This is a genomic window from Ensifer sp. SSB1, assembly GCF_016652895.1.
Lineage (GTDB): Bacteria > Pseudomonadota > Alphaproteobacteria > Rhizobiales > Rhizobiaceae > Ensifer.
Genome location: NZ_JAEPRP010000067.1, coordinates 1 through 24,982, shown reverse-complemented (window position 1 = coordinate 24,982; position 24,982 = coordinate 1). Strand labels below are relative to the sequence as shown.

General features: G+C 63.5%; 24 protein-coding genes and 1 pseudogene. 12 read left to right on the top strand and 13 right to left on the bottom strand.

Annotation, left to right across the window (positions count from 1 at the left end):
- Nucleotides 1-31: 31 nt before the first annotated feature.
- Together I8N66_RS17845 and I8N66_RS17840 are read right to left on the bottom strand one after the other, a co-directional pair.
- Nucleotides 32-895 carry an ABC transporter permease gene (locus I8N66_RS17845; RefSeq protein ID WP_291156051.1) on the bottom strand — a complete coding sequence of 288 codons (864 nt, stop codon included), beginning with the start codon at nucleotides 893-895 and terminating at the stop codon, nucleotides 32-34.
- A 9-nt stretch (nucleotides 896-904) separates the two neighbouring features.
- The gene (locus tag I8N66_RS17840; RefSeq protein WP_291156048.1) at nucleotides 905-2,257 is read right to left on the bottom strand and encodes an LLM class flavin-dependent oxidoreductase; all 1,353 of its coding nucleotides are present in this window, start codon (nucleotides 2,255-2,257) and stop codon (nucleotides 905-907) included.
- A 549-nt stretch (nucleotides 2,258-2,806) separates the two neighbouring features.
- Here I8N66_RS17840 and I8N66_RS17835 point away from each other — a divergent pair.
- Together I8N66_RS17835 and I8N66_RS17830 are read left to right on the top strand one after the other, a co-directional pair.
- The gene (locus I8N66_RS17835) at nucleotides 2,807-4,168 is read left to right on the top strand and encodes a dicarboxylate/amino acid:cation symporter (RefSeq protein WP_291156045.1); all 1,362 of its coding nucleotides are present in this window, start codon (nucleotides 2,807-2,809) and stop codon (nucleotides 4,166-4,168) included.
- 79 nt (nucleotides 4,169-4,247) lie between these two features.
- Nucleotides 4,248-4,832 carry an SRPBCC family protein gene (locus I8N66_RS17830; RefSeq protein ID WP_291156042.1) on the top strand — a complete coding sequence of 195 codons (585 nt, stop codon included), beginning with the start codon at nucleotides 4,248-4,250 and terminating at the stop codon, nucleotides 4,830-4,832.
- A gap of 42 nt (nucleotides 4,833-4,874) precedes the next feature.
- Here the strand turns inward: I8N66_RS17830 and I8N66_RS17825 are convergent, their stop codons facing one another.
- Genes I8N66_RS17825 through I8N66_RS17805 form a run of 5 tightly spaced genes read right to left on the bottom strand, consistent with a single transcriptional unit; the run spans nucleotide 4,875 to nucleotide 10,300 of the window.
- On the bottom strand, nucleotides 4,875-5,891 hold the full coding sequence (locus tag I8N66_RS17825) for an ABC transporter ATP-binding protein (protein WP_291156039.1): 1,017 nt from the start codon (nucleotides 5,889-5,891) through the stop codon (nucleotides 4,875-4,877).
- A complete protein-coding gene (locus I8N66_RS17820; RefSeq protein WP_291156036.1) occupies nucleotides 5,888-6,883 on the bottom strand; it encodes an ABC transporter ATP-binding protein in 996 nt (331 codons plus the stop codon). Before I8N66_RS17820 ends, I8N66_RS17825 begins: the two co-directional genes overlap by 4 nt.
- Nucleotides 6,876-7,784, bottom strand: a complete 909-nt coding sequence (locus I8N66_RS17815) for an ABC transporter permease (protein ID WP_291156033.1) — start codon at nucleotides 7,782-7,784, stop codon at nucleotides 6,876-6,878. Before I8N66_RS17815 ends, I8N66_RS17820 begins: the two co-directional genes overlap by 8 nt.
- Nucleotides 7,775-8,710, bottom strand: a complete 936-nt coding sequence (locus tag I8N66_RS17810; protein WP_291156030.1) for an ABC transporter permease — start codon at nucleotides 8,708-8,710, stop codon at nucleotides 7,775-7,777. The genes I8N66_RS17815 and I8N66_RS17810 overlap by 10 nt, the downstream gene beginning before the upstream one ends.
- Nucleotides 8,711-8,722: 12 nt before the next feature.
- A complete protein-coding gene (locus I8N66_RS17805) occupies nucleotides 8,723-10,300 on the bottom strand; it encodes a nickel ABC transporter substrate-binding protein (RefSeq protein ID WP_291156027.1) in 1,578 nt (525 codons plus the stop codon).
- A gap of 433 nt (nucleotides 10,301-10,733) precedes the next feature.
- On the opposite strand from I8N66_RS17805, the gene I8N66_RS17800 reads away from it, so the two are divergent.
- Nucleotides 10,734-11,009 (top strand): metal-sensing transcriptional repressor, encoded by a 276-nt coding sequence (locus I8N66_RS17800; protein ID WP_291156024.1) that lies wholly within the window; start codon nucleotides 10,734-10,736, stop codon nucleotides 11,007-11,009.
- Nucleotides 11,010-11,058: 49 nt separating this feature from the next.
- Nucleotides 11,059-12,378, top strand: a complete 1,320-nt coding sequence (locus I8N66_RS17795; RefSeq protein ID WP_291156021.1) for an MFS transporter — start codon at nucleotides 11,059-11,061, stop codon at nucleotides 12,376-12,378.
- Between the two features lie 13 nt (nucleotides 12,379-12,391).
- Here the strand turns inward: I8N66_RS17795 and I8N66_RS17790 are convergent, their stop codons facing one another.
- Entirely contained in the window at nucleotides 12,392-12,988 is a 597-nt protein-coding gene (locus tag I8N66_RS17790) for a TetR/AcrR family transcriptional regulator (protein WP_291156018.1), read from the bottom strand.
- A 323-nt stretch (nucleotides 12,989-13,311) separates the two neighbouring features.
- Here I8N66_RS17790 and I8N66_RS17785 point away from each other — a divergent pair, with 323 nt between their 5' ends.
- Genes I8N66_RS17785 through I8N66_RS17775 form a run of 3 tightly spaced genes read left to right on the top strand, consistent with a single transcriptional unit; the run spans nucleotide 13,312 to nucleotide 17,762 of the window.
- Nucleotides 13,312-13,458 carry a hypothetical protein gene (locus I8N66_RS17785; RefSeq protein WP_291156015.1) on the top strand — a complete coding sequence of 49 codons (147 nt, stop codon included), beginning with the start codon at nucleotides 13,312-13,314 and terminating at the stop codon, nucleotides 13,456-13,458.
- The gene (locus I8N66_RS17780) at nucleotides 13,455-16,595 is read left to right on the top strand and encodes a multidrug efflux RND transporter permease subunit (RefSeq protein WP_291156012.1); all 3,141 of its coding nucleotides are present in this window, start codon (nucleotides 13,455-13,457) and stop codon (nucleotides 16,593-16,595) included. Before I8N66_RS17785 ends, I8N66_RS17780 begins: the two co-directional genes overlap by 4 nt.
- A 15-nt stretch (nucleotides 16,596-16,610) precedes the next feature.
- Nucleotides 16,611-17,762: an efflux RND transporter periplasmic adaptor subunit gene (locus I8N66_RS17775; protein ID WP_291156009.1), complete on the top strand. Its 1,152-nt coding sequence runs from the start codon at nucleotides 16,611-16,613 to the stop codon at nucleotides 17,760-17,762.
- Here I8N66_RS17775 and I8N66_RS17770 read toward each other — a convergent pair.
- Nucleotides 17,728-18,681: a DMT family transporter gene (locus I8N66_RS17770; protein WP_291156006.1), complete on the bottom strand. Its 954-nt coding sequence runs from the start codon at nucleotides 18,679-18,681 to the stop codon at nucleotides 17,728-17,730. The genes I8N66_RS17775 and I8N66_RS17770 overlap by 35 nt on opposite strands.
- A gap of 130 nt (nucleotides 18,682-18,811) precedes the next feature.
- Between I8N66_RS17770 and I8N66_RS17765 the strand changes: the two genes are divergently transcribed.
- On the top strand, nucleotides 18,812-19,273 hold the full coding sequence (locus I8N66_RS17765; protein ID WP_291156086.1) for an Lrp/AsnC ligand binding domain-containing protein: 462 nt from the start codon (nucleotides 18,812-18,814) through the stop codon (nucleotides 19,271-19,273).
- 17 nt (nucleotides 19,274-19,290) lie between these two features.
- Here the strand turns inward: I8N66_RS17765 and I8N66_RS17760 are convergent, their stop codons facing one another.
- Complete coding sequence (locus I8N66_RS17760) at nucleotides 19,291-19,749, bottom strand: SRPBCC family protein (protein WP_291156003.1); 459 nt, start codon at nucleotides 19,747-19,749, stop codon at nucleotides 19,291-19,293.
- 153 nt (nucleotides 19,750-19,902) lie between these two features.
- Here I8N66_RS17760 and I8N66_RS17755 point away from each other — a divergent pair, with 153 nt between their 5' ends.
- The gene (locus tag I8N66_RS17755; protein ID WP_291156000.1) at nucleotides 19,903-20,961 is read left to right on the top strand and encodes an adenylate/guanylate cyclase domain-containing protein; all 1,059 of its coding nucleotides are present in this window, start codon (nucleotides 19,903-19,905) and stop codon (nucleotides 20,959-20,961) included.
- A gap of 32 nt (nucleotides 20,962-20,993) precedes the next feature.
- Here I8N66_RS17755 and I8N66_RS17750 read toward each other — a convergent pair whose 3' ends face one another.
- On the bottom strand, nucleotides 20,994-21,449 hold the full coding sequence (locus tag I8N66_RS17750; protein ID WP_291155997.1) for an Lrp/AsnC family transcriptional regulator: 456 nt from the start codon (nucleotides 21,447-21,449) through the stop codon (nucleotides 20,994-20,996).
- Nucleotides 21,450-21,535: 86 nt separating this feature from the next.
- Between I8N66_RS17750 and I8N66_RS17745 the strand changes: the two genes are divergently transcribed.
- Together I8N66_RS17745 and I8N66_RS17740 are read left to right on the top strand one after the other, a co-directional pair.
- The gene (locus I8N66_RS17745; RefSeq protein WP_291155994.1) at nucleotides 21,536-22,477 is read left to right on the top strand and encodes a DMT family transporter; all 942 of its coding nucleotides are present in this window, start codon (nucleotides 21,536-21,538) and stop codon (nucleotides 22,475-22,477) included.
- Between the two features lie 25 nt (nucleotides 22,478-22,502).
- Nucleotides 22,503-23,702 (top strand): aromatic amino acid transaminase, encoded by a 1,200-nt coding sequence (locus tag I8N66_RS17740; RefSeq protein WP_291155991.1) that lies wholly within the window; start codon nucleotides 22,503-22,505, stop codon nucleotides 23,700-23,702.
- 34 nt (nucleotides 23,703-23,736) lie between these two features.
- Here I8N66_RS17740 and I8N66_RS17735 read toward each other — a convergent pair whose 3' ends face one another.
- Nucleotides 23,737-24,219, bottom strand: coding sequence for an isoprenylcysteine carboxylmethyltransferase family protein (locus tag I8N66_RS17735; protein ID WP_291155988.1), 483 nt, complete (start codon nucleotides 24,217-24,219; stop codon nucleotides 23,737-23,739).
- A gap of 155 nt (nucleotides 24,220-24,374) precedes the next feature.
- On the opposite strand from I8N66_RS17735, the gene I8N66_RS17730 reads away from it, so the two are divergent.
- Nucleotides 24,375-24,800 carry an OsmC family protein gene (locus I8N66_RS17730; protein WP_060604512.1) on the top strand — a complete coding sequence of 142 codons (426 nt, stop codon included), beginning with the start codon at nucleotides 24,375-24,377 and terminating at the stop codon, nucleotides 24,798-24,800.
- Between the two features lie 66 nt (nucleotides 24,801-24,866).
- Here I8N66_RS17730 and I8N66_RS17725 read toward each other — a convergent pair.
- A pseudogene (locus I8N66_RS17725) lies at nucleotides 24,867-24,982 on the bottom strand (VOC family protein); the annotation flags it as partial.

The following is a 24,982-nucleotide window of genomic DNA, read 5'->3' as shown; positions in this document are numbered from 1 at the left end:
TTTCGAAGGAGAAATCAGGCAGTGGGGCTGATCAGGCGTTGGGTTGTGACCAGCGGCAAAGGTTGCGCTGAAGCAAAACGAGTAGCGCGTTGGCGGCGAGCCCAAGCAGGGCGAGCAGCAGGATTGCGGCAAACATCAACGGGATCTGGAAATTGTACTGCGCGTTCATGACCTGGAAGCCGATGCCCTTGTTCGCGCCGATCATCTCGGCAGCGATCAGCAGCAGAAGGGCCGTGGTGGCCGAAAGGCGCAAGCCGACGAAGATCGCCGGCACGGAGGCGGGCAGCACCACCCGGCGGAAGACGGTGAGCGGTCCGGCGCCATAGGTTCGGGCCATTTCGATCAGCTTCCTGTCGACCTCCTTGACGCCGCCGATGGTGGATAGCAGGAGCGGAAACAGCGTGGCCCAGAAGATCACGAAGACCTTTGAGGTCTCGCCCAGGCCGAGCAACAGGATGAAGACCGGATAGAGCGCCAGGGCCGAGGTCTGGCGGAAGAGCTGCAGGATGGGATCGAGCGCCTGTTCGACCAGCCGCACCTGACCCATGAACAGGCCGAGCGGGATGCCGACGACAACGGCTGCCGCAAAGGCGATCCCCGATCGCTGCAGGCTGATGGCAATGTCATCCAGCAGCGCGCCACTGGCGAGAGCACCCCACAGCGCCGACAGGATCAGATCGAGGGGTGGAAAGACCGCCGGGTTGACCCAGCCGAGCGTGCTGGAAAGCTGCCAGAAGGCGAGAAAACCGAGCACCACACCATAGCGCGCCACGATCGACCCAAGCAGGGCGCGCCAGCGGGAAACGATGGCCGGGAGGACAGTGGGGGCCTGCCCCTCGGCACGGCCAAGTCCGAAACTTGCGGCAAGCGATGTGTTGACGTGTTCATAGGACATGATCGTACCTCACTCTGCTGCCTGAACGGCCGATCGCGCGACGGCCCAGCGGTTGACGGGAACGGGCAGGCCGAGGTTTTCGCGGAGTGTCCGCCCCTCGTATGCCGTGCGGAAGAGCCCGCGGCGCTGCAGCTCCGGGATCACCAGCTCGACAAAGTCGTCAAGCGCGGTCGGGAACCAGGGCGGCAGGATGTTGAAGCCATCGGCCGCTTCGTTTTCGAACCACTCCTGCAGGGTGTCGGCGATCTGTTCGGCCGAGCCGACAATCGTGTAATGGCCGCGCGCCGAAGCAATCCATTGATAGAGCTGGCGAATGCTGAAGTTGTTCTCGTCGGCGATCTGGCGGATCAGCGCCTGGCGGCTCTTCATGCCCTCGGTCGGCGGCGCCGGCGGCAGCGGCCCATCGAGATCGTAGCCATGAAGATCGAGCGTCCCGCCGGTCAGGCCATTGAGCAGGCCAATGCCATCTTCTTCGACGATGAGCGAGGTCAGGCGTTCATACTTCTCGCGCGCCTCGGTCTCCGTCCGCCCGACGAACGGAGAGACGCCCGGCATGACCAGGATATGGTCCGGGTTGCGGCCAAGACCGCGGGCGCGGGCCTTGATGTCACGGTAGAATTCCTGCGCCGTCTCGGTGTGCTGGTGCGCGGTAAAGATCACCTCCGCGGTCGCTGCGGCGAGCCCGCGTCCGTCATCGGACTGGCCGGCCTGTACGATGACAGGGTGGCCCTGCGGCGAGCGCGAGATGTTGAGCGGACCGCGAACCTTGAAATGTTCGCCACGGTGATCCGTGTCGTGCAGCTTCGCCGGGTCGAAGAAGACACCCGTTTCCTTGTCGCGGATGAAGGTATCGTCCTCGAAACTGTCCCAGAGCTTCTTGACGACGTCCACATGTTCGGCCGCGCGGCGATAGCGCTCCGCATGCGGAAGCTGCGTGTCTCGGTTGAAGTTCTGCGCTGTCGGATCGCCCGTTGTCGTCACCACGTTCCAGCCGGCGCGGCCACCGGAAATGAGATCCAGCGACGCGAACTTGCGCGCGGTGGTGTAGGGCTCCTCATAGGTCGTCGACGAGGTGGCAATGAAGCCGAGATGAGTGGTGAGTGGCGCCAGTGCCGAGAACAGGGTCACCGGCTCGAAGCCCGCCACGCGGGCATTGCCGCCCTCACGCGCGCCGCCAAAGCCGATCGCCAGCCCGTCGGCAAGGAAATACGCATCGAACAGGCCGCGTTCGGCCGTTAGCGCCAGTTGCTTGTGAAATTCGAAACTGGTCGCCCCGTCGGCGGGTTGGTCGGGGTGGCGCCAGGCGGCGATATGCTGTCCGCCACCGGGAAGAAATGCTCCAAGCCGGATCTTGCGTGTCATCTCAATCCTCTCCTCTTCTCGCTGCAAACTCATGGGGGCCAAGCGCCCCGGCGCCGGAGATGAAGGGCTGTCTGCGGCCAGACCCAAGACCTCGTTGCCATACAGACAAGGTACATTATCTATAATGTTTATAGAGAAAGAGTATTTCGTAAGCACCCGAAGCAAGTGAAATGATTTTCGACGCAAACGCAGAAAGCGGGATCAGTCACCGCGTGCCTGGGCCTGAAGGCTTTACAAGAAAGGCGGGATGCGGCGAAAGCTTACTGCAGGAGCGAACCCGCCCGGCAGAGCTATTCGGCAGCGCTCCATCGTTGCTAGGCGAGTGCGCGAAAAGTCGACGCCGCGTGTGTCGCTTCGGCCGAAGCACAGCCTCTCCGTGATATCTGGGCGATGCTCGGGCACAATCGCGTCGGGGAAATTATTCCACTCTGAGTGGTTTTCGAGCCAAAGGGTTTCTTATCTCGAAACAGGCACTCGACTATTTCTTGGGCACTTGCGGCGACCGTTGCCTAAAAATGCGGCCGCCGCCATTCAATGAGAGTGCAAGACGTGTCCCAAGCAACCACCAAATCCTCACAGAAGCCGATTTTCACCTCCTTCGGCTTTCAAGTCCTGGCCGCCATGGTCATCGGCCTGCTGCTCGGCCTCATCGCCCGCAATATGGGCGTCGATGCCAGCGGCAATGCCAACTGGCTGACCGTGACCCTGCAGACAATCGGCTCGATCTTCGTCCAGCTTCTGCGCGCGCTCGTGCCGCCGCTCGTCTTTACCGCGATCGTCGCCTCGATCGCCAATCTGGCGACGCTGCAGAATGCCGCCAAACTCGTCTGGCAGACGCTTCTCTGGTTCGCGATCACCTCGCTGATCGCCGTCGTCATCGGCATCGCACTCGGCCTCATCCTCCAGCCGGGCGTAGGCTCGGCCGTTTCGCAGGAGGCCGCGAAGGCGCCTTCCTATTCCGGCTCGTGGCTCGATTTCCTCAAGGGCTTGGTGCCCGCCAATATGCTCGGGCTCGAAGCCAGCACCAAGGTCACCGATACGGGCGCCACCACCTCGCTCAATTTCAATGTCTTGCAAATCCTCGTCGTTTCGATCGCCGTCGGCGCCGCTGCGCTGAAGGTCGGTGACGCCGCCAAGCCGTTCCTCGCCTTCAATCAGTCGCTGCTTGCAATCGTGCGCAAGATCCTCTGGTGGGTCATCCGCCTGACCCCGATCGGCACCATCGGCCTGCTCGGCCGCGCCGTCGCACAATATGGCTGGGAAACGCTGGCGCAGCTCGGCTGGTATGCCGCTGCGGTCTATATCGGCCTCGCCATCGTGCTCTTCGTCGTCTACCCGGCGCTGCTCGTCGGCCACGGCCTGAAGCCCTCGCGCTTCTTTGCCGGCGCCTGGCCGGCAATCCAGCTCGCCTTCGTTTCGCGTTCCTCGGTCGGCACTCTGCCCGTTACCGAAACCGTGACCGAAAAGAGCCTCGGCGTGCCGCGCGAATACGCAGCCTTCGCCGTCCCGCTCGGCGCGACCACCAAGATGGATGGCTGCGCTGCGATCTACCCGGCAATCTCGGCGATCTTCATCGCCCAATTCTTCGGCCTGCCACTCGGCATCCAGGAATATGTGCTGATCGTCTTCGTCTCGGTGCTCGGCTCTGCCGCCACCGCAGGCCTCACCGGCGCGACCGTCATGCTGACGCTGACGCTTTCGACGCTCGGGCTGCCGCTCGAAGGCGTCGGCCTGCTGCTCGCCATCGACCCGATCCTCGACATGGGCCGCACGGCGGTCAACGTCGCCGGCCAGGCGCTGGTACCGACGATCGTCTCCAAGCGGGAGGGCATTCTCGACGAGACCGTCTACAACGGCGACAATGTCCTCAACGACATCGAGCCGCTCGCCGCCGCAGCACGGGCTGCTTAGCAGGCTGGACAAGCATGCGGGCCGCGAGGTCCGCATGCCATGTTATACTTCAGGCCATCTGCCTGTTGAGGGATCGGCGATGTCGTCGACCAATTTTCATCTCGTCACCGAATGGACGATCAACGCCCCTCTTCAGGATGTGTGGCGAGAACTCGCAACGCCAGAGCGCTGGCCGGAATGGTGGCCGTCGGTGAAGCAGGTCACGCTACTGCAGGAGGGTGACGACCGCGGCGTCGGTGCCGTGCGTCGCATGCGCTGGTCGACGGCCCTGCCCTACGAACTGGTCTTCGATATGGAGACCGTCAAGGTCGAACCGCCTCTGCTCATCGAAGGCAGGGCCGTCGGCGAACTCGACGGCATCGGCCGCTGGACGTTGCAAGGCAACGGCGCCAGCTGTCACGTCCGGTACGATTGGATCGTAGAGGTCACGAAGCCGTGGATGGTCCGCCTTTCCTTCATCCTCAGGCCCATCTTCCGTTGGAACCACGGGGTCGTGATGGAGCGCGGACGGCGGGGTCTCCTGGAACGGCTGTCTCTGACACCGGCGCGCCCGGGCGGCCCATCGGCTGCCCCAGGCAACGCCTCGATCCGCGAAAAAAGTGCCCCGCGCGAGGGCGGGGCAAGCGCGCATCCCCAGCTTCAAGGATGCGAGGGAACTCTCTAGCACCGCCGGCCTCTGGAGGCATCGACGAGCGTTGCATAGGCTCTATGCCGGCGAGACCTCCTGCTGAAGGAGAGCCGAGCGCTTGCCGCGATGAAGGTCGGCAGCGAAGGTACAGGCCGCCGTATGACCCGGCGAAAGCACCCGCGATGGCGGCATCGCCTTGGCGCAATCGTCGACGGCAAGCGGGCAGCGGGTTCGGAACCTGCAGCCGGAGGGTGGATTTGTTGGGCTTGGAACCTCACCGATCATCAGCGGTCCCCTGCGGTTCTTTTCGATCCTCGGGTCCACCTCGGGCGCCGACGCCAGCAGCATCTGCGAATAGGGGTGGCTCGGGTGGTCGTAAAGCTCGCGCGACGAGCCATGCTCGACGATCTTGCCGAGATACATGACATAGACCCGCGACGCAGCCTGCCTGACCAGCGCCAGGTCATGGGCAATGAACAGGCACGCGACGCCCAGATCCTTCTGCAGCCGCAGGAAGAGGTTCATCACCTGCGCGCGGATCGAAAGATCGAGCGCGCTCACGGGTTCGTCGCAGATCAACACCCGCGGGTTTACCGCGAGCGATCTGGCAATCGCCACGCGCTGGCGCTGGCCACCCGAAAGCTCGCGCGTGTGACGGTCCCTGACCACAGAGGCAAGGCCGACCTGGTCCAGCAATTCCTTCGTGCGACGATCGCGCTCCTCCGGTGACCGTGTGCCGGCAATCACCAGTGCTTCGTCGATAGCCTCACCCACCGTCTGGCGGTCGTTCAAGGACGAATAGGGATCCTGGAAGACGTATTGCAGCGCCCGACGGCTGTCACGCAGCGCAGTTCCGGAGAGAGCGCTGAGATCGACGCCGTCGAGCAGCACGCGGCCGCTGCTCGCCTTTTCGAGCCCGACGATGGTGCGTCCGAGAGTCGACTTGCCGCAGCCGGATTCCCCAACCAGGCCGACGATCTCGCCCGGATAGAGCTCGATCGAGACATCGTCGACGGCATGCACAAACTTGCCCCGCTGAACGCTCTTGAAGCGCGTCTGCAGGTTTTCGACTTTGAGAACGGGTGCTTGTGTCATGCCGCAGCCTTTCCTTGATTGACGACGGGGCAAGCCACGAGAACCGCGCTGTCGTCCGACCGGACCAATGGCGGCCGGCTGTTGCCGCATGCCGGGACGGCAAGCTCGCAGCGCGGTGCAAGGGCACACCCCCTGATCGGCGCGCCGAGCGTCGGCGGAATACCGGGAAGCCCGCGGAATTCCGACCCGATCGGGTCCTCCCGCCTCGGGATCGCGTTGATCAGGCCCCGCGTATAGGGGTGACGCGGACTGACCAGAACCTTTTCCACTGGACCGCATTCTGCGGCACGCGCCGCATACATGACGACGATGTTGTCGGCAGCACCCGCCACCACGCCCATGTCGTGGGTAATCAGCACCATCGCCATGTTGAGCCGACGCTGCACGTCCTTCAGCAGCCGCAGGATCTGCGCCTGAACCGTCACGTCGAGCGCTGTCGTCGGCTCGTCGGCGATCAGCAGCTTCGGCTCACCGGCAAGTGCAATCGCGATCACGATGCGCTGCCGCAGTCCCCCGGAGAGTTCGTGCGGATACTGCCGAAGCCTTGCGACGGGATCGGAGATGCCGACGAGCTTGACCAATTCGAGGGCGCGTGCCTCGGCAGCCTTCGGCGTCATATTCAGATGCAGTTCGGCCATTTCGGCAATCTGCCGGCCGATCCGGCGCACCGGGTTGAGCGCACTCATCGGGTCCTGGAAGATGAAGCCCACGGACTTGCCGCGCAGCTTCTGAACCTCGGTCTCCGGCAGACCGATCAGTTCGCGCCCTTCGAGCTTGACGGAGCCGGAGAGCATCGTCGTCACGCCAGTTGGCATGAGGCCGAGCGGTGCGAAATTCATCACCGTCTTGCCGCTGCCGCTTTCGCCGACGATGGCGAGACATTCGCCCTGCCGGACCGAATAGCTGACGCCGTCGACGGGGCGGACCGCCGATTTCGCGGTCAGCAGGTTGACCGTCAGGTTGCTGACTTCAAGGAGCGGTTCGTCATGCATCGGAATTCTCCTTGCTCCAGCTTGCGACCTCGGCACGACGCATTGCGAGCATGCGCCGGGTCAACGGTTTCGGAATACGGTTGAGCGCGATGGATTCCCCGAGTGTGTTGAAGCCGATGACCGCGGCCGTAAGGGCGAGGCCTGGCAACAGCACCTGCCGCGGGTCGGATTCGAGATAGGGCAGCGCATCCACCAGCATCTGCCCCCATTCCGGCGTCGGCGGCTGGATGCCGAGGCCGAGGAAGCTCAAGGTTGCGACCGCAAGCGCGGCCGTGCCGGCATCCGCCGTCGCGTAGACCATTACCGAACCGATGGTGCCCGGCAGAAGGTGGCCGAAATAGATGCGCCACGGGCTGGCGCCGAGCACCCGCAAGGCCTCGATATGCGGCTTGCTCATGATACTGACGGCGACCGCCCGGCTGATGCGGCCGCTCATCGGCCACCAGGCAAGCGCCAGCGCCAGCACCATCGTCCAGTAGCCGGGACCGACAATGCCGATGACGGCGAGCGAGATGATCAGGCTGGGGATGGAGAGCCCCACATCGACGACGCGCATCAGGAGGTCGTCGACCCAGCCGCGATGATAGCCGGCGATCGTTCCGAGCAGGATGCCGATGGTCATGGCGACCCCGAGAACCGAACCGACGCTGACGAGCGACGTGTTCGCTGCGATGATCAGCCGGCTGAAGGTATCGCGTCCGAGGTGGTCGGTTCCAAGCCAATGGGCGGCGGACGGGCCAAGTCCGGCATCGAGCAGACTCTGGGTGCTTGGATCCTGTGGTGCCAGCCAGGGCGCGAAGGTTCCAAGCGCAACGAAGAGGCCGATGGTGATCAGTGCCGCGCGCGGCATCTTGTTCAGTCGGGCCAGAATGGGATTGAGCATGTTCATGATCAGCTCCATTGGCGGCGGATGCGTGGATCGGTCAGCAGGACGGCCAGATCGACGATGAGGTTCACCACGGTGAAGAAGGTGAGGAAGATGAGCAGGCACGCCTGCACCACCATGAAATCGCGGAAGCGCACGCCGGCGAGGAAGTAGTCGCCGAGGCCCTGCCAGGCGAACAGCGGTTCGACGATGATGGCCGTCGCCGTCATCAGGCCAACCTGGGTGCCGAGTGCATTGATGAAGATCGGCGTAATGTTGGGCAACGCCTCGCGGAAGAGGATCGCCGTACGGCCGAGGCCCTTGCTTTTTGCGGTCAGCACGAAGGGGCTCGTCATCGCCTCTTCCAAGCCCACCCGCACGACACGGCTGAGCACGGCGGCAGGCAGGACGGCGACGGTGAGCCAGGGCAGGATCCAGCTCTTCGGGCCATTGAAGCCGAACGAGGGTAGCAGCTGAAACGTGACCGAGAAGGCGTAGATCATCAGCGCGCCGACGAAGAATGTCGGGGTCGATGCGCCGAGGAGCGCCAGACCGCGCGAAACGCGGTCCGGCAGTTTGTAGGGCCGGAAGGCACCGATGAAGCCGAGGGCCAGGCTGATGAGGGTGGCGATCACCGCCGAACCCGCAATCAGCGTTCCCGTGACCAGCATCCGGTTTGCAAGGTCGGCGCTGACCTCCTGGCCGGTTCTGTAGGAGATGCCGAAGTCTCCGCGAACGGCATCGCCAAGCCAATCCACGTAACGCATCAGCAGTGGCTTGTTCAGTCCTATCTCTTCGGCAACCTGTTCGACATAACCGGGACTTGCGGCCGCCCCGCGCAACTCGGCGATCAGGACCGCAACATTTCCCGGAGCCGATACGACGAGAGTGAAGCAAACCAGTGATGCGAGGAAGAGCAGGACCAGAGAATGCTTCAGCCGCTTGCTGATGAAGTGGATCAAGGCACCCTCCCGCTACTCGGCCAATACGATGTTTTCGTAAGGCATGTCGTATTCGGTGATCGGGCTGCCGAAGCCCTGGACCCGCTTGGAGTGCGCCCAGATGCTCGGCACGTAGACCAGCGGCGCAATCGCGTCGTTGTCCCTGAGCCAGTCGTAGACCTTCTGGATGGTCGGCTGGATCTGATCGCCGGTCGCAGCCGTCGCCGCATTGATCAACGGATCGAGGTTGACCGGATCGGTAACCAGCTTGCCTTCGACGTCATTGTGGAATGTCGACAGGCAAAGGCCGACGATCGAGCCGAACGGATCGTATGGCGCGCCATAGGTGAGGAAGAAGCCGAGATCGTACTTCTGCTCCAGCATGTCGGTGTGCTTGGAGGCATGGTCGACCGAGCGGATGACGAGGTCGATGCCGATTTCCTTCATCTCCGACTGGATGACTTCGGCAATCACGCGCGATCCCGGCACGGCGTCCGGGCTGACGACCAATTCGAGCGTCAGCGGCTTGCCTTCCTTGGACCTTATGGGGCTTCCGGTCCAGCCGGCCTTTTCGAGCAGCGCCGCTGCGGCAGCGACATCGCGGACCGGTGCATCATATTGCGTGCCCGCATAGGGCAAGGCGCCCGAGAACATGTTGCCGGCGGGCTTGGCGTAACCGTGGTAGAGCACCTTGGAGATCGCCGCGCGATCGATGCCGATGCTGACGGCCTTGCGTACCTGCGCGTCCTTGAGTGCTTCTGCACGGTCGGGATTGAACGCCATCACCAGCGTCACGTTGCCCGGATCGACAATGACGTTGAAGCCGGCCGCCTCGAGCTGCTTGCCCTCTTCCGGCGTCAGCGGGGCGATCCAGAAACCGCCGATCAGGTCGATTTCGCCGGAACGCAGCGCCGCCACCCGCGAACGGGCATCGGGAATGACCTTGGCTTCGAGACGCTCGTAAGTCGGCTTGTCGCCCCAGTAACCGTCGTAGTGCTCGAACACGCTCTGGGTATCGTCGGCGCTGAGCTGAACCCAGGGTCCCGTTCCGACCGGCTCCTTGAACTTGCCATCGGCGCCGACCGACTTGGGCGAAAGGAAGCGGGTCGGCCGCGTGTAGGAAAGCTCCTGCATCAGCGCCAGTACCGGCTCCTTGAAATGCAGGGTGATGTGGTAGTCGTCGATCACCTCCAGCGACTGGAAGTGCTTGGAGCAATTCATCCAGCTGAACTGGTCAAGACCCATCCAGCGTTCGAGGTTCCATTTGCACGCGGCAGCGTCGAACCTTGTGCCGTCCTGGAAGGTCACGCCCTGGCGTAGCGTCAGATGCAGCGTCTTGCCGCCGTCTTCGATCTTCCAGTCGGTCGCCAGGCATGGCTCGATCTGCCCACCCTTGCCGTATCTCACGAGCGGTTCGAACATCAGATCCTGGATTGCCCAGATGGCATAATGGCTCTGCGGATCGAGATTGCCGGCCGGCTTGGCGATGGCGACCCGGAGCGTGCCGGCGGCACCCTGCGCATAGGCGATTTTCGACAAGGCACCCTGTGCAATGGCCAAGCCGATAGCGCCGGCCGCCCCTTGCAGGAACGTACGTCTCTTCACTGACATAAATTTTCTCCTCCTGGTTGGCGCTCCTTGCGCCGTCGATACAAGCGGCCTCCACACCATTTTGTATAGACAAATAACTGTCTCATGTATGCAATCTTGCGTCAATATCGTATTTTAGATTGTCGACATTTTAGAGCCCGAGTGAAAAACCGACTGCCGCCCACACGGCGAGATGCGTGAGAAGACAGCCTTTTCGCACGACAAATGGGCCGCCTTTCGCCATCTCGCTCAGGCCAGAGCAGTCAACACCGCTTCTCCGGCGTACGAATCCCGCAGAGCGCGACGCCAAAATTGCATACAATATGAACGCACGAATTCGCCCGACAGGACCGTGGGCGGATCGAGCGGGACAGAACCAGGCGGGCATCGCGTAGAACGATCCCGGATAAACCTGCCACTTGATATATCCCCTCCAGGGGGATAGCTTATGGAAATGACCGAGCACAGACACGACACACACCCCGAGATCGTCAAGCGACTGAAGCGCGCCGAAGGCCACCTGAGGAGCGTCATTGCCATGATCGAGGGCGGCCGCCCCTGCCTCGACATCTCCCAGCAACTCCACGCGGTGGAGAAGGCGATCAGCCAGGCGAAGCGAACCCTGATCCAGGACCATCTGGACCATTGCCTGGAAGACACGATCGGGGCGCTACCACGAGACCAACGCCACTCCATCGACGAGTTCAAGGCGATCACGAAATATCTCTGATCGGCCGGACCGATCCCGCGCAGACAGCCACCGAGCGAGCCCCAACATCATGCTGCAGATCCTTGCAAACCAGACGTACCGCCATCTGTTCCTGGCGCAAGTGATCGCGCTGATCGGAACCGGTCTTGCGACCGTCGCGCTCGGGCTTCTCGCCTATGACCTGGCGGGCGCCGAAGCGGGCGCGGTGCTCGGCACAGCGCTGGCGATCAAGATGATCGCCTATGTGGGGGTGGCGCCAGTCGCCGCCGCCTTCGCCGAACGGCTTCCGCGTCGCGCCATGCTCGTCTGCCTCGATCTGGTGCGCGCCGCCGTCGCACTCTTCCTGCCGTTCGTGACCGAGATCTGGCAGGTCTACCTGCTGATCTTCGTGCTGCAGTCGGCCTCTGCCGCGTTCACCCCGACCTTCCAGGCGACCATCCCGGACGTGCTGCCGGACGAAAAGGAATACACCCGCGCCCTGTCGCTCTCGCGGCTTGCCTATGATCTCGAAAGCGTCGCAAGCCCGATGCTGGCCGCCGCCTTGCTGACGATCATCAACTTCCACAGCCTGTTCGCCGGCACGGTCATCGGCTTCCTCGCTTCGGCCGCCCTCGTCCTCTCGGTCCTGCTGCCGAGCCCGAAGGCTGCAGAACGCCGCGGGATTTACGACCGGACCGGGGGCCTGCGTATCTATCTCGCAACGCCGCGCCTGCGCGGGCTGCTGGCGCTCAACCTCGCTGTGTCCGCGGCAGGGTCGATGGTCATCGTCAACACGGTGGTGCTGGTCCAGTCGAGATTCGGACTTACCCAGACCGACACAGCTATCGCACTCGCCGCCTTTGGCTGCGGCTCGATGATCGCCGCGCTGCTGTTGCCCCGCCTGCTCGACAGGACGCCAGATCGCGTCGCCATGTTTTCGGGTGCAACGATCCTGACCGCCGGCCTGTTCATCGGCGCTCTTGTCCCCAGCTTCGTTTCGCTGCTGCCGCTGTGGCTCGCCATCGGTCTCGGCTATTCGCTGGCGCAGACGCCATCCGGCCGCCTGCTGCGCCGATCGTCACGTCAGGAGGACCGGCCGGCGCTGTTCGCCGCGCAATTCGCCCTGTCGCATGCCTGCTGGCTGATCACCTATCCGCTTGCCGGATGGCTCGGCGCTACCGTCGGCATGTCCATGACCTTCACGGTGCTGGGCCTCATCGCCGTCGGCGCCATCCTCGCGGCGGCCCGGCTCTGGCCGGCGCAGGATCCCGACGAAATCGAGCACGTGCATCATGCCCTTGCCGACGATCACCCCCATCTTGCCGGCGCAACGCGCGTCGGCAGCGGCCATCGGCACACCCATATATTCGTGATCGACAGCCATCATCCGGACTGGCCGGCCGAACGCTGACAGACGCGCGCCGCTATTTGGCACGATTGCCGGCAAAGGACAGGATCGCCGCATCGGCGATCTCCGCAAAGCGAGCGCTCGGCCCTTCGGCGCCGCTGCTTTGCTGAGCGGCGCGCGCGCCTTCGATCAAAAGCAGTAACGTGTCGCCCAGCATTTCCGCATTGGCGACGCCGGCCCTGCGGCAAAGCTCCACGACCCGGTCGCGCTGCGCGTCCTTGAACATGCGGATCAGCGAGCGCGCGGGATGATCCTCATCGGTCAGTTGCGCGGCGGCGCTCATCATTTCGCACTGGCACCTGTCGTCACCGAGATGCTCGGCGATCCGCCGAACCCAGGCCCTCAGCTGCCCCAACCCGTCACCAGGGTGCGCGTCTTCCAGCTCGCGCCAGAAGCCGTCCATCTCCATTCCCGCATGGCGCAGGCATTCGACGATCAACTCGTCCTTCGAATTGAAGTGGCGGTAGAGCGTCATCTTGTTGCTGTCGGCGGCATCGGCGATCGCATCGACGCCGGTTCCGCGAATGCCGTGCCGGCGGAAGAGGTCACGCGCGGCCTCGACGATGCGCTCGCGCGGCGAACGACGGGATGGCTTGCAGGTATCCGTTGTCATCACATTGGCCCGGCGTGGGTGGCGTGGAAAATCTTGCCCCTTGACGCCCTGTCATTGGTCGATAACATGCGACGATGTTACCGACCAGTAACATTTTCGCAAGCACGGCACATCGAGGCGTAGCCGCTTGCCGCGAAGGCCTTTCCGGATATGGCGGTAACCGCAGAAAAATTTCTTGCGCAGTGTCGGTGGGCGCGGTCGTCAGGCGTCTTTTAGCCAGAGCGCACACCGCAGTGACTTTTTAAGATTTGATAACGCTCGTGATTTGGTCGTCATGATTGGGGTCATATCGGCCCATCATGATCTCGTGCTGGAGCCTTACGATGCGCATGCTGGATGGGCTGAAGGCTAAGGTGGACGTCGCTGGCTGCAAGGTCCGCGCGGCGCGCGTGCGCATGCTCGATCTCAAAATGCTCCGCTATGCCACCCGCCACGGTGGCAACACCTCACAAGGATCGATCCCGCCATGATCGACTTCTTCATTCACCGGCCGATCTTCGCATCGGCCATCGCGATCATCATGACGCTCGCCGGCGGCATCTGCTATTTCCTGCTGCCGATCTCGCAGTTTCCCGACGTGACGCCGCCGCAGATCGTGGTTGCCGCCAACTATCCCGGCGCCAGCGCCCAGGTGGTGGCCGATACGGTGACGACCCCGCTCGAACAGCAGATCAACGGCGTGCCGGGCATGCTCTACATGACCTCGACGAGTTCGAACGACGGCTCGTCGCGGATCATCATTTCCTTCGAAGTGGGTTACCCGATCGACGTCGCGGCGCTCGACGTGCAAAACCGCGTCTCGCAGGCCGCCTCCTCGCTTCCCGCGCTCGTCAACCAGACCGGCGTCACCATCGCCAAGCAGATCCCGAACTTCACCGTGCTCGTCAGCCTGGATTCGCCAGACAATTCGGTCGATTTCGCCTCGGTCAGCAACTACGCCTACCTGCAGATCCTCGATCCGCTCAAACGCCTGCCGGGCGTCGGCGACGTCCAGCTCTTCGGCGAGCGCCGCTATTCGATGCGCGTCTGGCTCGATCCGGACCGCATGGCCAATCTCGGCATTACCGCCGTCGACGTCCAGAATGTCATCGCTGAACAGAACATCCAGGTCGCGGGCGGCAAGATCGGGCAATCGCCGGCGCCGGCAGGAACACCGTTCGAGATGCAGATCAACGCACTCGGGCGCCTGAGCGATCCCTCGCAGTTCGGCGACATCGTGCTTCGGGCCGACCAAACGACCGGGGCGACGACCAGATTGCGCGACGTCGCGCGGATCGAACTCGGCGCGCTGCTCTATTCGTCCTCCGTCACTTTCAACGGCAAGGAAAGCGTGGTGCTTGCCGTCTTCCAGGCACCGGGCTCCAACGCGCTCGACCTGCAGAGCCGTGTGCAGGCGAAGATGGACGAACTTTCGCAGCGTTTCCCCACGGGCATCGCCTATCACATGTTCTACGACACCACCCGCTTCGTCTCGGCGGCGATGAAGGATGTTGTGTTTACGCTGCTCGAGGCGCTCGCCCTCGTCGTCTTCGTCGTCTTCATCTTCCTGCAGAACCTGCGCACCACGATCATCCCTACGATCGCCATTCCGGTCTCGCTGATCGCAACGCTCGTCGTCATGTATCTGCTCGGCTTCTCGCTGAACATGCTGAGCCTGCTCGGCATGGTGCTCGCCATCGGCCTCGTGGTCGATGATGCGATCGTGGTCGTCGAAAACGTCGAGCGCCAGCTGGAGGCCGGCCTGCCGCCACTTGCCGCTACCAAAAAGGCCATGCAGGAGGTGACCGGCCCGATCATAGCGACGACAGCCGTTCTGCTCGCCGTTTTCATCCCTGTCGCCTTCATTCCGGGCGTCGCCGGCAGCCTCTACAACCAGTTCGCGCTGACGGTCGCAATCTCCGTCGCCTTCTCAGCCTTCAACTCGCTGACCCTCAGTCCCGCACTCAGCGCCGCATTCCTGCGCTATCGCGGCGAACCTCGCTTTGCCCTCTTCCGCTGGTTCAACAGTGGCTTCCATGCGCTGTCACATGCCTATGCCCGCAGCGTCGCCGGGCTCGTGCGCTGGCACTGGGCGCTGTTTGCTCTGTTCCTGTTCGCCGTCGGATCGACCTATGCGCTGTGGCAGCGCATTCCCTCAACCTTCCTGCCGGTGGAAGACCAGGGCTATTTCTTCGTCGTCATCCAGCTGCCCGACGGCGCCTCGCTCGAACGCACCGAGGCGGTTGCGCGGCGATCCGAAAAGATTCTTCGCGGTACCGCGGGCGTCGATTTCGTCGGCTCCGTCGTCGGCTTCAATTTTCTGTCTTTTGCCGCCCAGTCGAACTCGGCCGTGCAATTTGCCGTCCTGAAGCCATGGGACGAACGACCGCCGGAACAGGGCGCCTCGGCACTACGTGAGGCCGTCACTCCGCAACTCCTGCAAATCCCGGATGCGCTGGTGCTCGCCTTCGATCCGCCATCGATCCAGGGGCTCGGTGCAACCGGCGGCTTCGAATTCCAGGTCGAAGACCTTGCCGGGCGCAGCGCGCAAGCGCTGAGTGACACGACCCAGGCGCTGATTGCCGAGGCGCGCAAGCAGCCGGAGATCAATCCCTATCAACTCTTCACCACCTTCAGCACGTCGAGCCCGCAATTCAACTATGATCTCGACCGTGACAAGGCGAAGCTGCTGGGCCTGAGCCTGCCGGACATCTTCAACACGCTGCAGATCTATTTCGGCTCGCTCTATGTCAACGACTTCAATCTCTTCGGCCGCACCTTCCGGGTGACGCTGCAGGCGGACCAGGGCGCGCGGGCCTCGGCGACCGATCTCTCACGCCTCTACGTCCGCAACACCCAGGGCGAAATGGTGCCTCTCAATACGCTCGGGACGTTCAAGCCGACGGTCGGCCCGGAGACCGTCACCCACTACAACAACTACCCTTCGGCACTGATCAACGGTGCGGCAGCACCCGGCTTCAGTTCGAGCCAGGCGGTGGCGGCGATGGAGCGCGTGGCCCGCACAACGCTGCCGCGGGACTACACATTCGAGTGGACCGGCATTACCTATCAGGAGATCCGGGCAGGCTCGATCGCCGCGCTTGTCTTTGCGCTCGCCCTCGTCTTCTGCTTCCTGATCCTGGCCGCCCAGTATGAAAGCTGGTCGATGCCTTTCATGGTGCTGCTTTCGGTGCCGCTCGCGCTTTTGGGCGCGCTATCGGCGCTGTGGCTGCGCGGTATGCAGATAGACGTCTATTCGCAGATCGGTTTCGTGATGCTGGTAGGACTTGCCGCCAAGAACGCCATCCTGATCGTCGAGTTCGCAAGGCGACGGCGCGAGGAAGGCCTGGATGTGGTGGCCGCGGCCGCGGAAGCAGCCCGCTTGCGCCTTCGGCCGATCCTGATGACGGCCTTCGCCTTCATTCTCGGTGTGCTGCCGCTGATGTACGCCAGGGGCGCGGGCGCGGCCAGCCGCCAGTCGATCGGCACCACCGTCTTCGGCGGCATGCTGGCAGCAACCATTCTCACTCTCATTTTCGTCCCGGTGTTCTACGCGGTCATCGAACAATGGCGCGAGGGTACATCCTCGAAGCCGATCGGCCAGCGGGAGCCGGAGGCGGCGGAATAGGAATTGGAGCCTGACATGCGTGGTTCGAGACTGGTCCTTGCCGCAGCGGTCGTGATCGCCGCCTTCGCTGCAGCCTATCATTACAAGAACGGCGGCTTTGGGCTCAAAGGCGGCGATGCCGGCGCCGCGGTGGGTCCACCGCAGCAGGCGATGCCCGTTCCGGTCGCAGAAGTGGTCAAGAAGACGATCCCGATCTATCTCGACTACTCGGCCCGGACCGAGGCGATCCGCAACGTCACGCTTCGCGCCAAGATCACGGGCTACATCGCTTCACAGGCCGCATCTGACGGCTCGGATGTGAAGCAGGGCGATCTTCTTTACCGGATCGACGCACGCGACTACCGGGCGCAGCTCGATCAGGCGAAGGCGCAAGTCGAACGCGACGAAGCATCGCTCAGCTATCTTCGCTCCAGTCTTACGCGCGGCAACGAGCTCGCGACCACAGGTTATCTCAACAAGGACAGCTTCGACCAGCGCCAGAGCGCGGTCCACCAGGCGGAGGCCGCGCTGGCGATGTCGCAGGCGGCTGTCCGCACCGCCGAGATCAATCTCGATTACACCGAGATCCACGCTCCCTTCGCCGGCCGGCTGGGGCGCAACCTGGCGCCGGAGGGCACGCTGGTCAACAATACGACCGGCACCCCCCTCAACAACCTGGTACAGCTTTCGCCGATCTATGTTTCCTTCAACCCGAGCGAATCCGAGCTCGCAGACATCCAGAAGGCCCGGACGAAAGGCAAGGTCGAGGCCGAAGTGCTTCTGCCCGGCGACAAGGAGCCACGTTACCGCGGCGACCTCAGCTTCATCAACAACACCGTCGAAGGCAACACCGGAACGGTCGTGGCGCGCGTGACGATCGACAACACCGATCTCTCCCTGCTGCCCGGCCAATATGTGCGCGTGCGGCTGAAGATCAGGGACGAGCAGAACGTGCTGATGGTCCCGGAAACGGCGCTCGGCTCCAGCCAGCTCGGCAAATACGTCTATGTCGTCGGCAAAGGCGACACGGTCGAACAACGGCTGGTCTCCCTTGGCCCGGCAAGCGGCGACCTGATCGGGGTGACGTCAGGGGTTTCTGAGGGAGATCAGGTGATCGCCGGTAATCTGCAGAAGATCTTCCCCGGCGCGCCGGTCAAGCCGATGCCCGCCGAGCAGGCACAGAAGTAGGCGAATGTCTTCCCGATCGTTTCACGATCGGGAAGATCATGCCGAGCGTTATGACGGCGATGGCAACCACCTGAAGCGGCGTCGGGACCTCACCGAGAACGACGATGCCTGCTGCAGCCGTCGTTACCGGAATGCACGGCATGAACAGCGAGGCAGGCTGCGGTCCGAGTTGGCGAACCGCATAGGTGTAGAGAACGCTTGCAAGCGCGCCGGCGAGAAAGCCCTGGATCATGAACTGCGTGGCAATCTCGGCGAAAGAGGCGGTGGCAAATCCGCTCGGCGCCAGGATGTGCAGCAAAGGCAATGGCAGGCAGGAGAAGAAGACGACGGCGATCGTCGCCGTTACAGCATCGACGGACCATAGCCGCACCAGCACCGCATAGGCCGCGAACATGACCCCCGACACGGCAAACAACAGATCGCCGCGCAACGTCCCGCCGTCACCGACGCCCGACTGGATCACGAACAGCAGAAGGCCGGCAATGACCGTGGCGATACCGGCGAGGCGCACGCCAGAGACCTTGTCCTTGAAGACGATGCGCGAGAACAGGAACGAGAAGAACACGATCACAGCCGGCGAGAGCGCAGCCGCATGGGCCGCCGGTGCCAGTGCCAGCCCCTGATTGATGATCAGCGGGTAAGGGAGCCCCGTCAACAGCGCCAACACGCCGGCCTTCCGCCAGCCGAGTTGCTTCAGCCTCGGTATGCCGATCCCCCAGAGCACCGGCAGGAACGCAAGGGCAGCGCCCGAGAACCGCAGGCTGACGATGTCGGCCGGTGTCAGATGCGCGCGCAGACTGAACCGAGCGGCGACAAACTGAACGGTGGTGATGGCGACAACCGCCAATCCCGCAAGGATAGCGAGCCGGCGGCGATTGGCACTGTCTTCGAAGGCGATATCATCAGCGCTTGCAGCCATGGCGATTACCCCTATTCTCCGCCTGCGACATGCGCATTGTATTGCCTCATTCAGCGCGTCTGAATATGCTGTTTGCGTTCAGATTGTGTGAGATTCACCCGATTGAGGATCGTTTAGCGTGAAGAATGAAATCGATGGCCTCGACACGATCGACCGAACCTTACTGAGGCTGCTTCAGGAAGATGGCCGGCGTACCACGCTCGAACTGGCCGACCATGTCGGCCTGTCGCCGACCGGCACCAGCCAGCGGGTCAAGCGCCTCTTCCGCGAAGGCTATGTGAAGGCCGTGAGAGCGATCCTCGATCCGAAGAAGATCGGCCGCGGCACCGTGGTCTTCATCCAGGTGCGCCTCGATCACACGGCTCCGCATATTTTCGAGCGGTTTTCCGACGCCGTGGCAAAGGCCCCGGAAGTCCTCGAATGCCACATGGTGATCGGCGGCTTCGATTATCTGGTCAAGGCGCGGATTGCCGACATGTCGCTGTTCCAGGACTTTCTCGAGCGCGTGATATTGCCCCTCCCCGGTGTCAGGGAGACGCACACCTACGCGTCGGTGGGCGATGTAAAGCCCGACGCACTGCTGCCGATCTGAGCAAGCGGGATCGCCGGTCAGCGAGTGCTGCCGTCGCGGCCGAGCCAGGGATCCGGCCCGGGATCGCGGCCGGACGCAACCTGCCCCAGCCGTTGCAGGTAGTGCGCCCAACCTTCCGCATGCCCGGCGCATTGTTCGGAATTGGGCAATCCCGTTTGCGTGAGACGCAGCAGGGTCCCGGGCGGCTGCTCGATCAGGTCGATCTCGATCAGGCTTGAGCCGGGCGGAACGATGTCGCTGCCTTCCCAGCCGAAGCTGTAGGCGAGCCGATGCACCGGCACAACTTCACGAAAAGACCCGCGGGCGAAACGCGCTCCGGTTACGTTGACGAGATAAAGACCGCCCGGCTCAGCCTTGGTATCGGCCTCAGTTCCCATCCAGCGGAGGATCTTCTCCGGGTCGGTCAATAGCGCGAACACGGCGGCGCGCGGCGCCTGGATATGCGTTTCGCGGCGAACGACGAGGGCTTCCTGCATCGGTCTTCCCTTTGCTGTTTGGCCGGCCCGCCGGTCCAGGAGAGGTGAAGCACGGAACGCCGGGCTACCGCGATCATAGACCCGCACGCCCACTGGCGCCACCACGCAGGCGAGGCCCTTGCCCCAATAGGGCGCGGCGCTATCCTCTTCGGCATGGATTTGTCTGCGCCCCTCGCCTGGCTCGTGGATGAAGCGAGCGCCTCGCCTGAGCCGGACCAGTTCCTGTCCGAGCTTGGACGACTGCTTGTCGCCGACGACCTGCCGCTTGCCGGCGGTGCCCTCACCCTGGCCGTGCCGCACCCGATTATCGCCCGCCGCACCTGGCTGTGGCGGGCTGAGACAGGTGTGGTGATCGAGAGTCTGGGCTTTGCGGGCGCGGTCTCCGACCAGGCCGGGCACGAATGGTTGGCCGGGCTTGGACCGGTGCTGGAGCGATCGACCGGCACGGGGACGGACCGGGCGACCCTCGGTTGGGCCGGAACCCGGCCTTTCGGCCCTGACGAGACGGTACGGCTTCATGAGGTCGCGCGTTTTGCGGCCGCACCCCTGGCAGCACTTGCCGAGCGGGCGGCGCTCGCTGCCCTGCTTGAGGCCTATCTCGGCCGCCGCAGCGCCGCTCACGTTCGCGCCGGGGCGCTCACGCGCGGGACCGGCGAGACCATTCGTGCGGCATTGTTCTATGCCGATCTTCGCAATTTCACGGTCCTGTCGGAAGCGACGGAACCCGCTTTGGTGATCGCGACGCTCGACGCCTGGTTCGAACGCGTGGCCGGCGCGATCCACGCCTTCGGCGGCGAGGTGCTGAAGTTCATCGGCGACGGCGTTCTGGCGATCTTTCCCGTCAGCGGCTCGCCTGTCGATGCCTGCGATGCAGCCCTGCGTGCAGTCACCGCCGCGCGCGCCGGCATGGCCCATCTCGATCAGACACGGCAGGCCGTGGGGTTGCCGCCGCTCACTTTCGGTGTGGCGCTGCATCTCGGAGAGATTCTCTGGGGCAACATCGGCGCGGCCGATCGGCTCGACTTTACAGCCATCGGCCCGGCGGTGAACCTCGTCAGCCGTCTGGAGGGCCTATGCCGGCCGCTTGGCCGGTCTGTGTTGATCTCCGGCGCGGTCGCCGCAGCAACGTCGACTCCGCTCCTGCCGCTTGGCGAGCACACATTGCGTGGCATCGCGGCACCTTGCGCCGTCTTCACCTTGCCGGATGCCTAGACCCTTACGCCAGCACCTCAGCCGATTGCCGCTTACAGCCGCGGGAAGACGGTCGCGCGCTTGACCGTGCCATACGCAAAGCTCGTGTCGATCGCCGCTATGCCCTCGATGTTATGCAGCTGAGTGCGGACGAATTGCTCGTAGTCCTTGAGGCTTGTCACCAGGACCCGCAGCAGATAGTCCGCCTCGCCGGTCATGACGTAGCAATCCTGGATGTTGTCGATCGTTCTCACCTTGCGTTCGAAGGCGGCGACGGAGGCCTCGGAATGGCGCTCCAGCCGGATGCGCACGAAGGCCGTGATCGGCAGGCCATAGGCCTCCTCGTCGACGATCGCCGTATAACCCTTGATGATCTTCGCCTCCTCGAGCAGGCGCAGCCGCCTGAGGCAGGGCGACGGAGACAATGCGACCTTCTCGGACAGCTCCTGATTGGAAAGGCGGCCATCCTTCTGCAGCGCCCAGATGATCTGCATGTCCTTTTCGTCCACTTAGCCCTCCTTGTTGGCAGATTCTGCCAAACGCTTCGCAATGGACAGGTGAAATAGCAAGAAATCAGCAGCGCGAGAAGCATATCATGGGAACCATCCTAGCGATGAGGCCGCACATGACCGACGTGACGTCAGATTTCCAGCAATCGAGAGGCGGATGGCTGTCACCGACGGCCGTCGGCTACATCGTGCTTTCCATCGTCGTTCTGGTCTGGGCGGGCTTCGCACTGACCATGCGGGCAATCGGAGCCTCACCGCTCGCCACCGCCGACGTCGCGCTGATCCGTTTCGCGATCCCGATCATCGCCCTGCTGCCGGCGATCCCGCAGCGATTGTCGGCGCTTCGCAAGGTCAGACCGATGGACGCCGCCCTCGTTCTGCTCGGCGGCGTGCCCTTCTTCTTCATCGTCTCCGAAGGCGCGAAGGCGACGTCTGCGGCCTATGTCGGCGCGCTCGTTGCCGGTACCACGCCGCTTTCTGTCGCCCTGCTCGCCTTTCTGCTTGAACGTAAGGGTGTGCCGAGGAAGCGTTGGCTGCCGCTCGCGTTGATCCTCGCCGGCGTCATCGGCATCGTCGCCGGACAGCAGCATGCGGTAACAGCCGAGACGCTCCGCGGCGTCGGCATGCTTCTGATCGCGAGCCTCATCTGGGGCGCCTATACGATCGGCCTGCGCCGCACCGGGGTGGACGCAATCAGCAACGGATTGCTGCTGTCCATCGGCTCGCTCGTCATCCTCGTCCCGTTGCTGCTCACGGGCGCCGTCACCACCCATATCGGGCAGTTCTCCTGGCACCAGGCCCTGCCCTTCATTCTGGTCCAGGGGCTCGGCGTCGGCCTGATCTCGACGGTCGGCTACGCCTTTGCGATCTCGCGGCTCGGCGCCGCCCGGAGCGCGACGATCGGCTCGCTGGCGCCGGCGCTTGCAAGCCTGATGGCCATCCCGATCCTCGGCGAGGCGCTGGCCGTTGCTACCGCGATCGGCATTCTCGTCATCACGACGGGCGTAATCCTGGCAAACCGCCACTAGTTTCGTATACGACAGGGGACCAATGATGCTCGCAGCTCTGCCAATTGCCGAACCCGATCCGTTGTGGGCGCTCATCAACGCGTTCCGGCAGGATCGTCGGGCCGACAAGATCGACCTCATCGTCGGCGTCTATCGCGATGCGTCGGGCCAAACTCCGGTCATGCAGGCGGTTCAGGAGGCGGAAGCGCGCCTTGCGACCGCTGCCGCCTCCAAGTCCTACAGGGCACTTTCCGGCAACCTTGAATTCAACGACGGAATGTCGAGACTGCTTCTCGGCCAAGGAGCCGAGGCGCTCGACCGTCAGTGCACGATCCAGACGGTCGGCGGCACCGGCGCACTTCGTATTCTTGCGGATTTCATCGCGCTCGTCTCGCCACAGGCGACGATCTGGAACACCAATCCCGGCTATGTGAACCACCGCCCGATCATGATCGCCGCAGGCCTCAGCGTGCGGGCGTTCCGCTGGCAGGAAAACGAGACTGGCCTCGATCTTAATGCCGTCATTGCGGATCTTGCGGAGGCTCGCCAGGGTGACATCGTCCTGCTGCACGGCTGCTGCCACAACCCGACCGGTATCGACCCGACGCCTGAGCAGTGGCACCGGCTCGCCAAGCTTTGCAGGGACAAGGGGCTGATACCGCTGATCGACATGGCCTATCAGGGCTTCGGCGACGGGATCGAACAGGACGCCGTGGGCCTGCGCCATTTCGCTCAGGAACTCCACACGGTGCTTGTCGCTGCAAGCTGCTCCAAGAACATGGGCCTCTATTGCGAGCGCACCGGCGCGGCGATGGTGATTGCGCCCGACCGGGGGCCGCTCGCCAATATTCGCGCGACGCTGGAGAGGATCACGCGGGCCAATTATTCCATGCCGCCGGAGCACGGCGCCGCGATTGCAGCGCAGCTCTTCGAATACCCCGAAACGTGGCTTGCCGAACTGGACACCAGCCGCCGGCGCGTCGCCGATATTCGCCGCGACCTCGCCGATGCGCTTGTTGACTGCGGCGCTCCGGAATTATTCCAGGCATTGCGCCGGCAAAAAGGCATGTTCTCGCTGCTGCCACTCGCCCCGCACCAGATGGACCGGCTTCGCGAGGATTTCGGCGTTTACGGAACGTCGAACGGTCGCATCAACATCGCCGGCCTGTTGCCGCGCGACGTCGAGCGGCTGGCGGAAGCGCTGCGGGCGGTTTCAAGTGCTGCGCGCCAGGTTCACGCTGCTTGAGACAGGATGCGGAAAAGTGACGGGCGATCGTGGTCTAGAGCCAGCGCCTGACGCGCGTCTTGTAGTCGCGATAGACATCACCAAACTTGCGCTCGAGATAGGCCTCCTCGCGCGCAACGACGCCGTAGCGGATGACGAGATAGAAGGGCACGAGCAGGATCAGCAGCCACAGGCTGTCGAAGACGATGGAAAAGCCGATCAGGCCCAGGAACATGCCGGTGTAGATCGGGTTGCGCGTAAAGCGGTAGGGACCGACTTCGACGATTGTCGATGTCGGCCGGTTGATCTGGATTTCGGTTCCCGCACGGCCGAAGGTCATGGCTGCCCAGATGAGCAGCGCCAGTCCTGTGAGAAACACGACGCCACCGACCAATGCGTCGGGCACCATGGCAGGCACGAATGGCAGCGGGTAGAGCCGATCAAGCACGAGGCCGCCACCCACCGCCAACACCCAGGCGATCGGTGGGTGCACCACCGCGCCGGACCTGTCAGGCGCATTTCCGGTCGTCTCGTTCATTCGACCAATCCTTGCGGGTTTCGCGCGCATGGCGCAGGCTTTCCATTTTAACGGAAGCGGACCATTTGCGAAAACCCTTCGAGACGTTATGTGAACAGGCGATCATCGACCGCGCTGGTCCATGATCCGGGCATAGCTGCAACAGGACGAGACACATGAAAGCACGCGTCAAATGGGTGGAAGACCGGACCTTCGTCGGAGAATCCGGTAGCGGCCACAAAGTCGTATTGGGTACCGCCTTCGGTGAGGAAGGACGCACGCCGGGGCCGAGCCCGATGGAATTGGTGCTGATCGGCACCGGTGGCTGCTCGGCCTATGATGTCGTGCACATCCTGGAGAAGGGCCGCGAGCCGGTAGAAGACTGCGTCGTCGAGCTCGACGCCGACCGCGCCGAAACCGAGCCGCGCGTCTTTACCCGCATTCACATGCACTTCATCGTCAAGGGACGTGGGCTGGCGGTCAACAAGGTCGAGCGCGCCGTTTCGCTTTCGATCGAAAAATACTGCTCGGCCTCAGCGATGCTCGCCAAGACCGCGACGATCACGCACGATTTCGAAGTGGTCGACACCAGCGCCGGCTGAGACCCGACGCGGCGCTCGCATCCCCAGCGGTGCGAGCGGCATCAACGACCAGGGCCGGCGCGGCCGCTATCGTCGCGCCGGCTGAAACAGCTCGACGACATTTCCGGAGGGGTCGATCAACAGGATCTGCGCCCCGCCGGGACCGGTTACGATGTCATTGCGGAACATGACGCCGGCGCGGC

What these genes read in the sequence shown, in the direction of transcription:
- I8N66_RS17740 (WP_291155991.1), top strand. Translation starts at nt 22,503, where the DNA reads ATGCTCGCAGCTCTGCCAATTGCCGAACCCGATCCGTTGTGGGCGCTC.
- I8N66_RS17760 (WP_291156003.1), bottom strand. Translation starts at nt 19,749, where the DNA reads ATGCAGGAAGCCCTCGTCGTTCGCCGCGAAACGCATATCCAGGCGCCG.
- I8N66_RS17790 (WP_291156018.1), bottom strand. Translation starts at nt 12,988, where the DNA reads ATGACAACGGATACCTGCAAGCCATCCCGTCGTTCGCCGCGCGAGCGC.
- I8N66_RS17735 (WP_291155988.1), bottom strand. Translation starts at nt 24,219, where the DNA reads ATGAACGAGACGACCGGAAATGCGCCTGACAGGTCCGGCGCGGTGGTG.
- I8N66_RS17730 (WP_060604512.1), top strand. Translation starts at nt 24,375, where the DNA reads ATGAAAGCACGCGTCAAATGGGTGGAAGACCGGACCTTCGTCGGAGAA.
- I8N66_RS17795 (WP_291156021.1), top strand. Translation starts at nt 11,059, where the DNA reads ATGCTGCAGATCCTTGCAAACCAGACGTACCGCCATCTGTTCCTGGCG.
- I8N66_RS17840 (WP_291156048.1), bottom strand. Translation starts at nt 2,257, where the DNA reads ATGACACGCAAGATCCGGCTTGGAGCATTTCTTCCCGGTGGCGGACAG.
- I8N66_RS17825 (WP_291156039.1), bottom strand. Translation starts at nt 5,891, where the DNA reads ATGACACAAGCACCCGTTCTCAAAGTCGAAAACCTGCAGACGCGCTTC.
- I8N66_RS17820 (WP_291156036.1), bottom strand. Translation starts at nt 6,883, where the DNA reads ATGCATGACGAACCGCTCCTTGAAGTCAGCAACCTGACGGTCAACCTG.
- I8N66_RS17745 (WP_291155994.1), top strand. Translation starts at nt 21,536, where the DNA reads ATGGGAACCATCCTAGCGATGAGGCCGCACATGACCGACGTGACGTCA.
- I8N66_RS17770 (WP_291156006.1), bottom strand. Translation starts at nt 18,681, where the DNA reads ATGGCTGCAAGCGCTGATGATATCGCCTTCGAAGACAGTGCCAATCGC.
- I8N66_RS17755 (WP_291156000.1), top strand. Translation starts at nt 19,903, where the DNA reads ATGGATTTGTCTGCGCCCCTCGCCTGGCTCGTGGATGAAGCGAGCGCC.
- I8N66_RS17815 (WP_291156033.1), bottom strand. Translation starts at nt 7,784, where the DNA reads ATGGAGCTGATCATGAACATGCTCAATCCCATTCTGGCCCGACTGAAC.
- I8N66_RS17805 (WP_291156027.1), bottom strand. Translation starts at nt 10,300, where the DNA reads ATGTCAGTGAAGAGACGTACGTTCCTGCAAGGGGCGGCCGGCGCTATC.
- I8N66_RS17830 (WP_291156042.1), top strand. Translation starts at nt 4,248, where the DNA reads ATGTCGTCGACCAATTTTCATCTCGTCACCGAATGGACGATCAACGCC.
- I8N66_RS17780 (WP_291156012.1), top strand. Translation starts at nt 13,455, where the DNA reads ATGATCGACTTCTTCATTCACCGGCCGATCTTCGCATCGGCCATCGCG.
- I8N66_RS17845 (WP_291156051.1), bottom strand. Translation starts at nt 895, where the DNA reads ATGTCCTATGAACACGTCAACACATCGCTTGCCGCAAGTTTCGGACTT.
- I8N66_RS17800 (WP_291156024.1), top strand. Translation starts at nt 10,734, where the DNA reads ATGACCGAGCACAGACACGACACACACCCCGAGATCGTCAAGCGACTG.
- I8N66_RS17775 (WP_291156009.1), top strand. Translation starts at nt 16,611, where the DNA reads ATGCGTGGTTCGAGACTGGTCCTTGCCGCAGCGGTCGTGATCGCCGCC.
- I8N66_RS17785 (WP_291156015.1), top strand. Translation starts at nt 13,312, where the DNA reads ATGCGCATGCTGGATGGGCTGAAGGCTAAGGTGGACGTCGCTGGCTGC.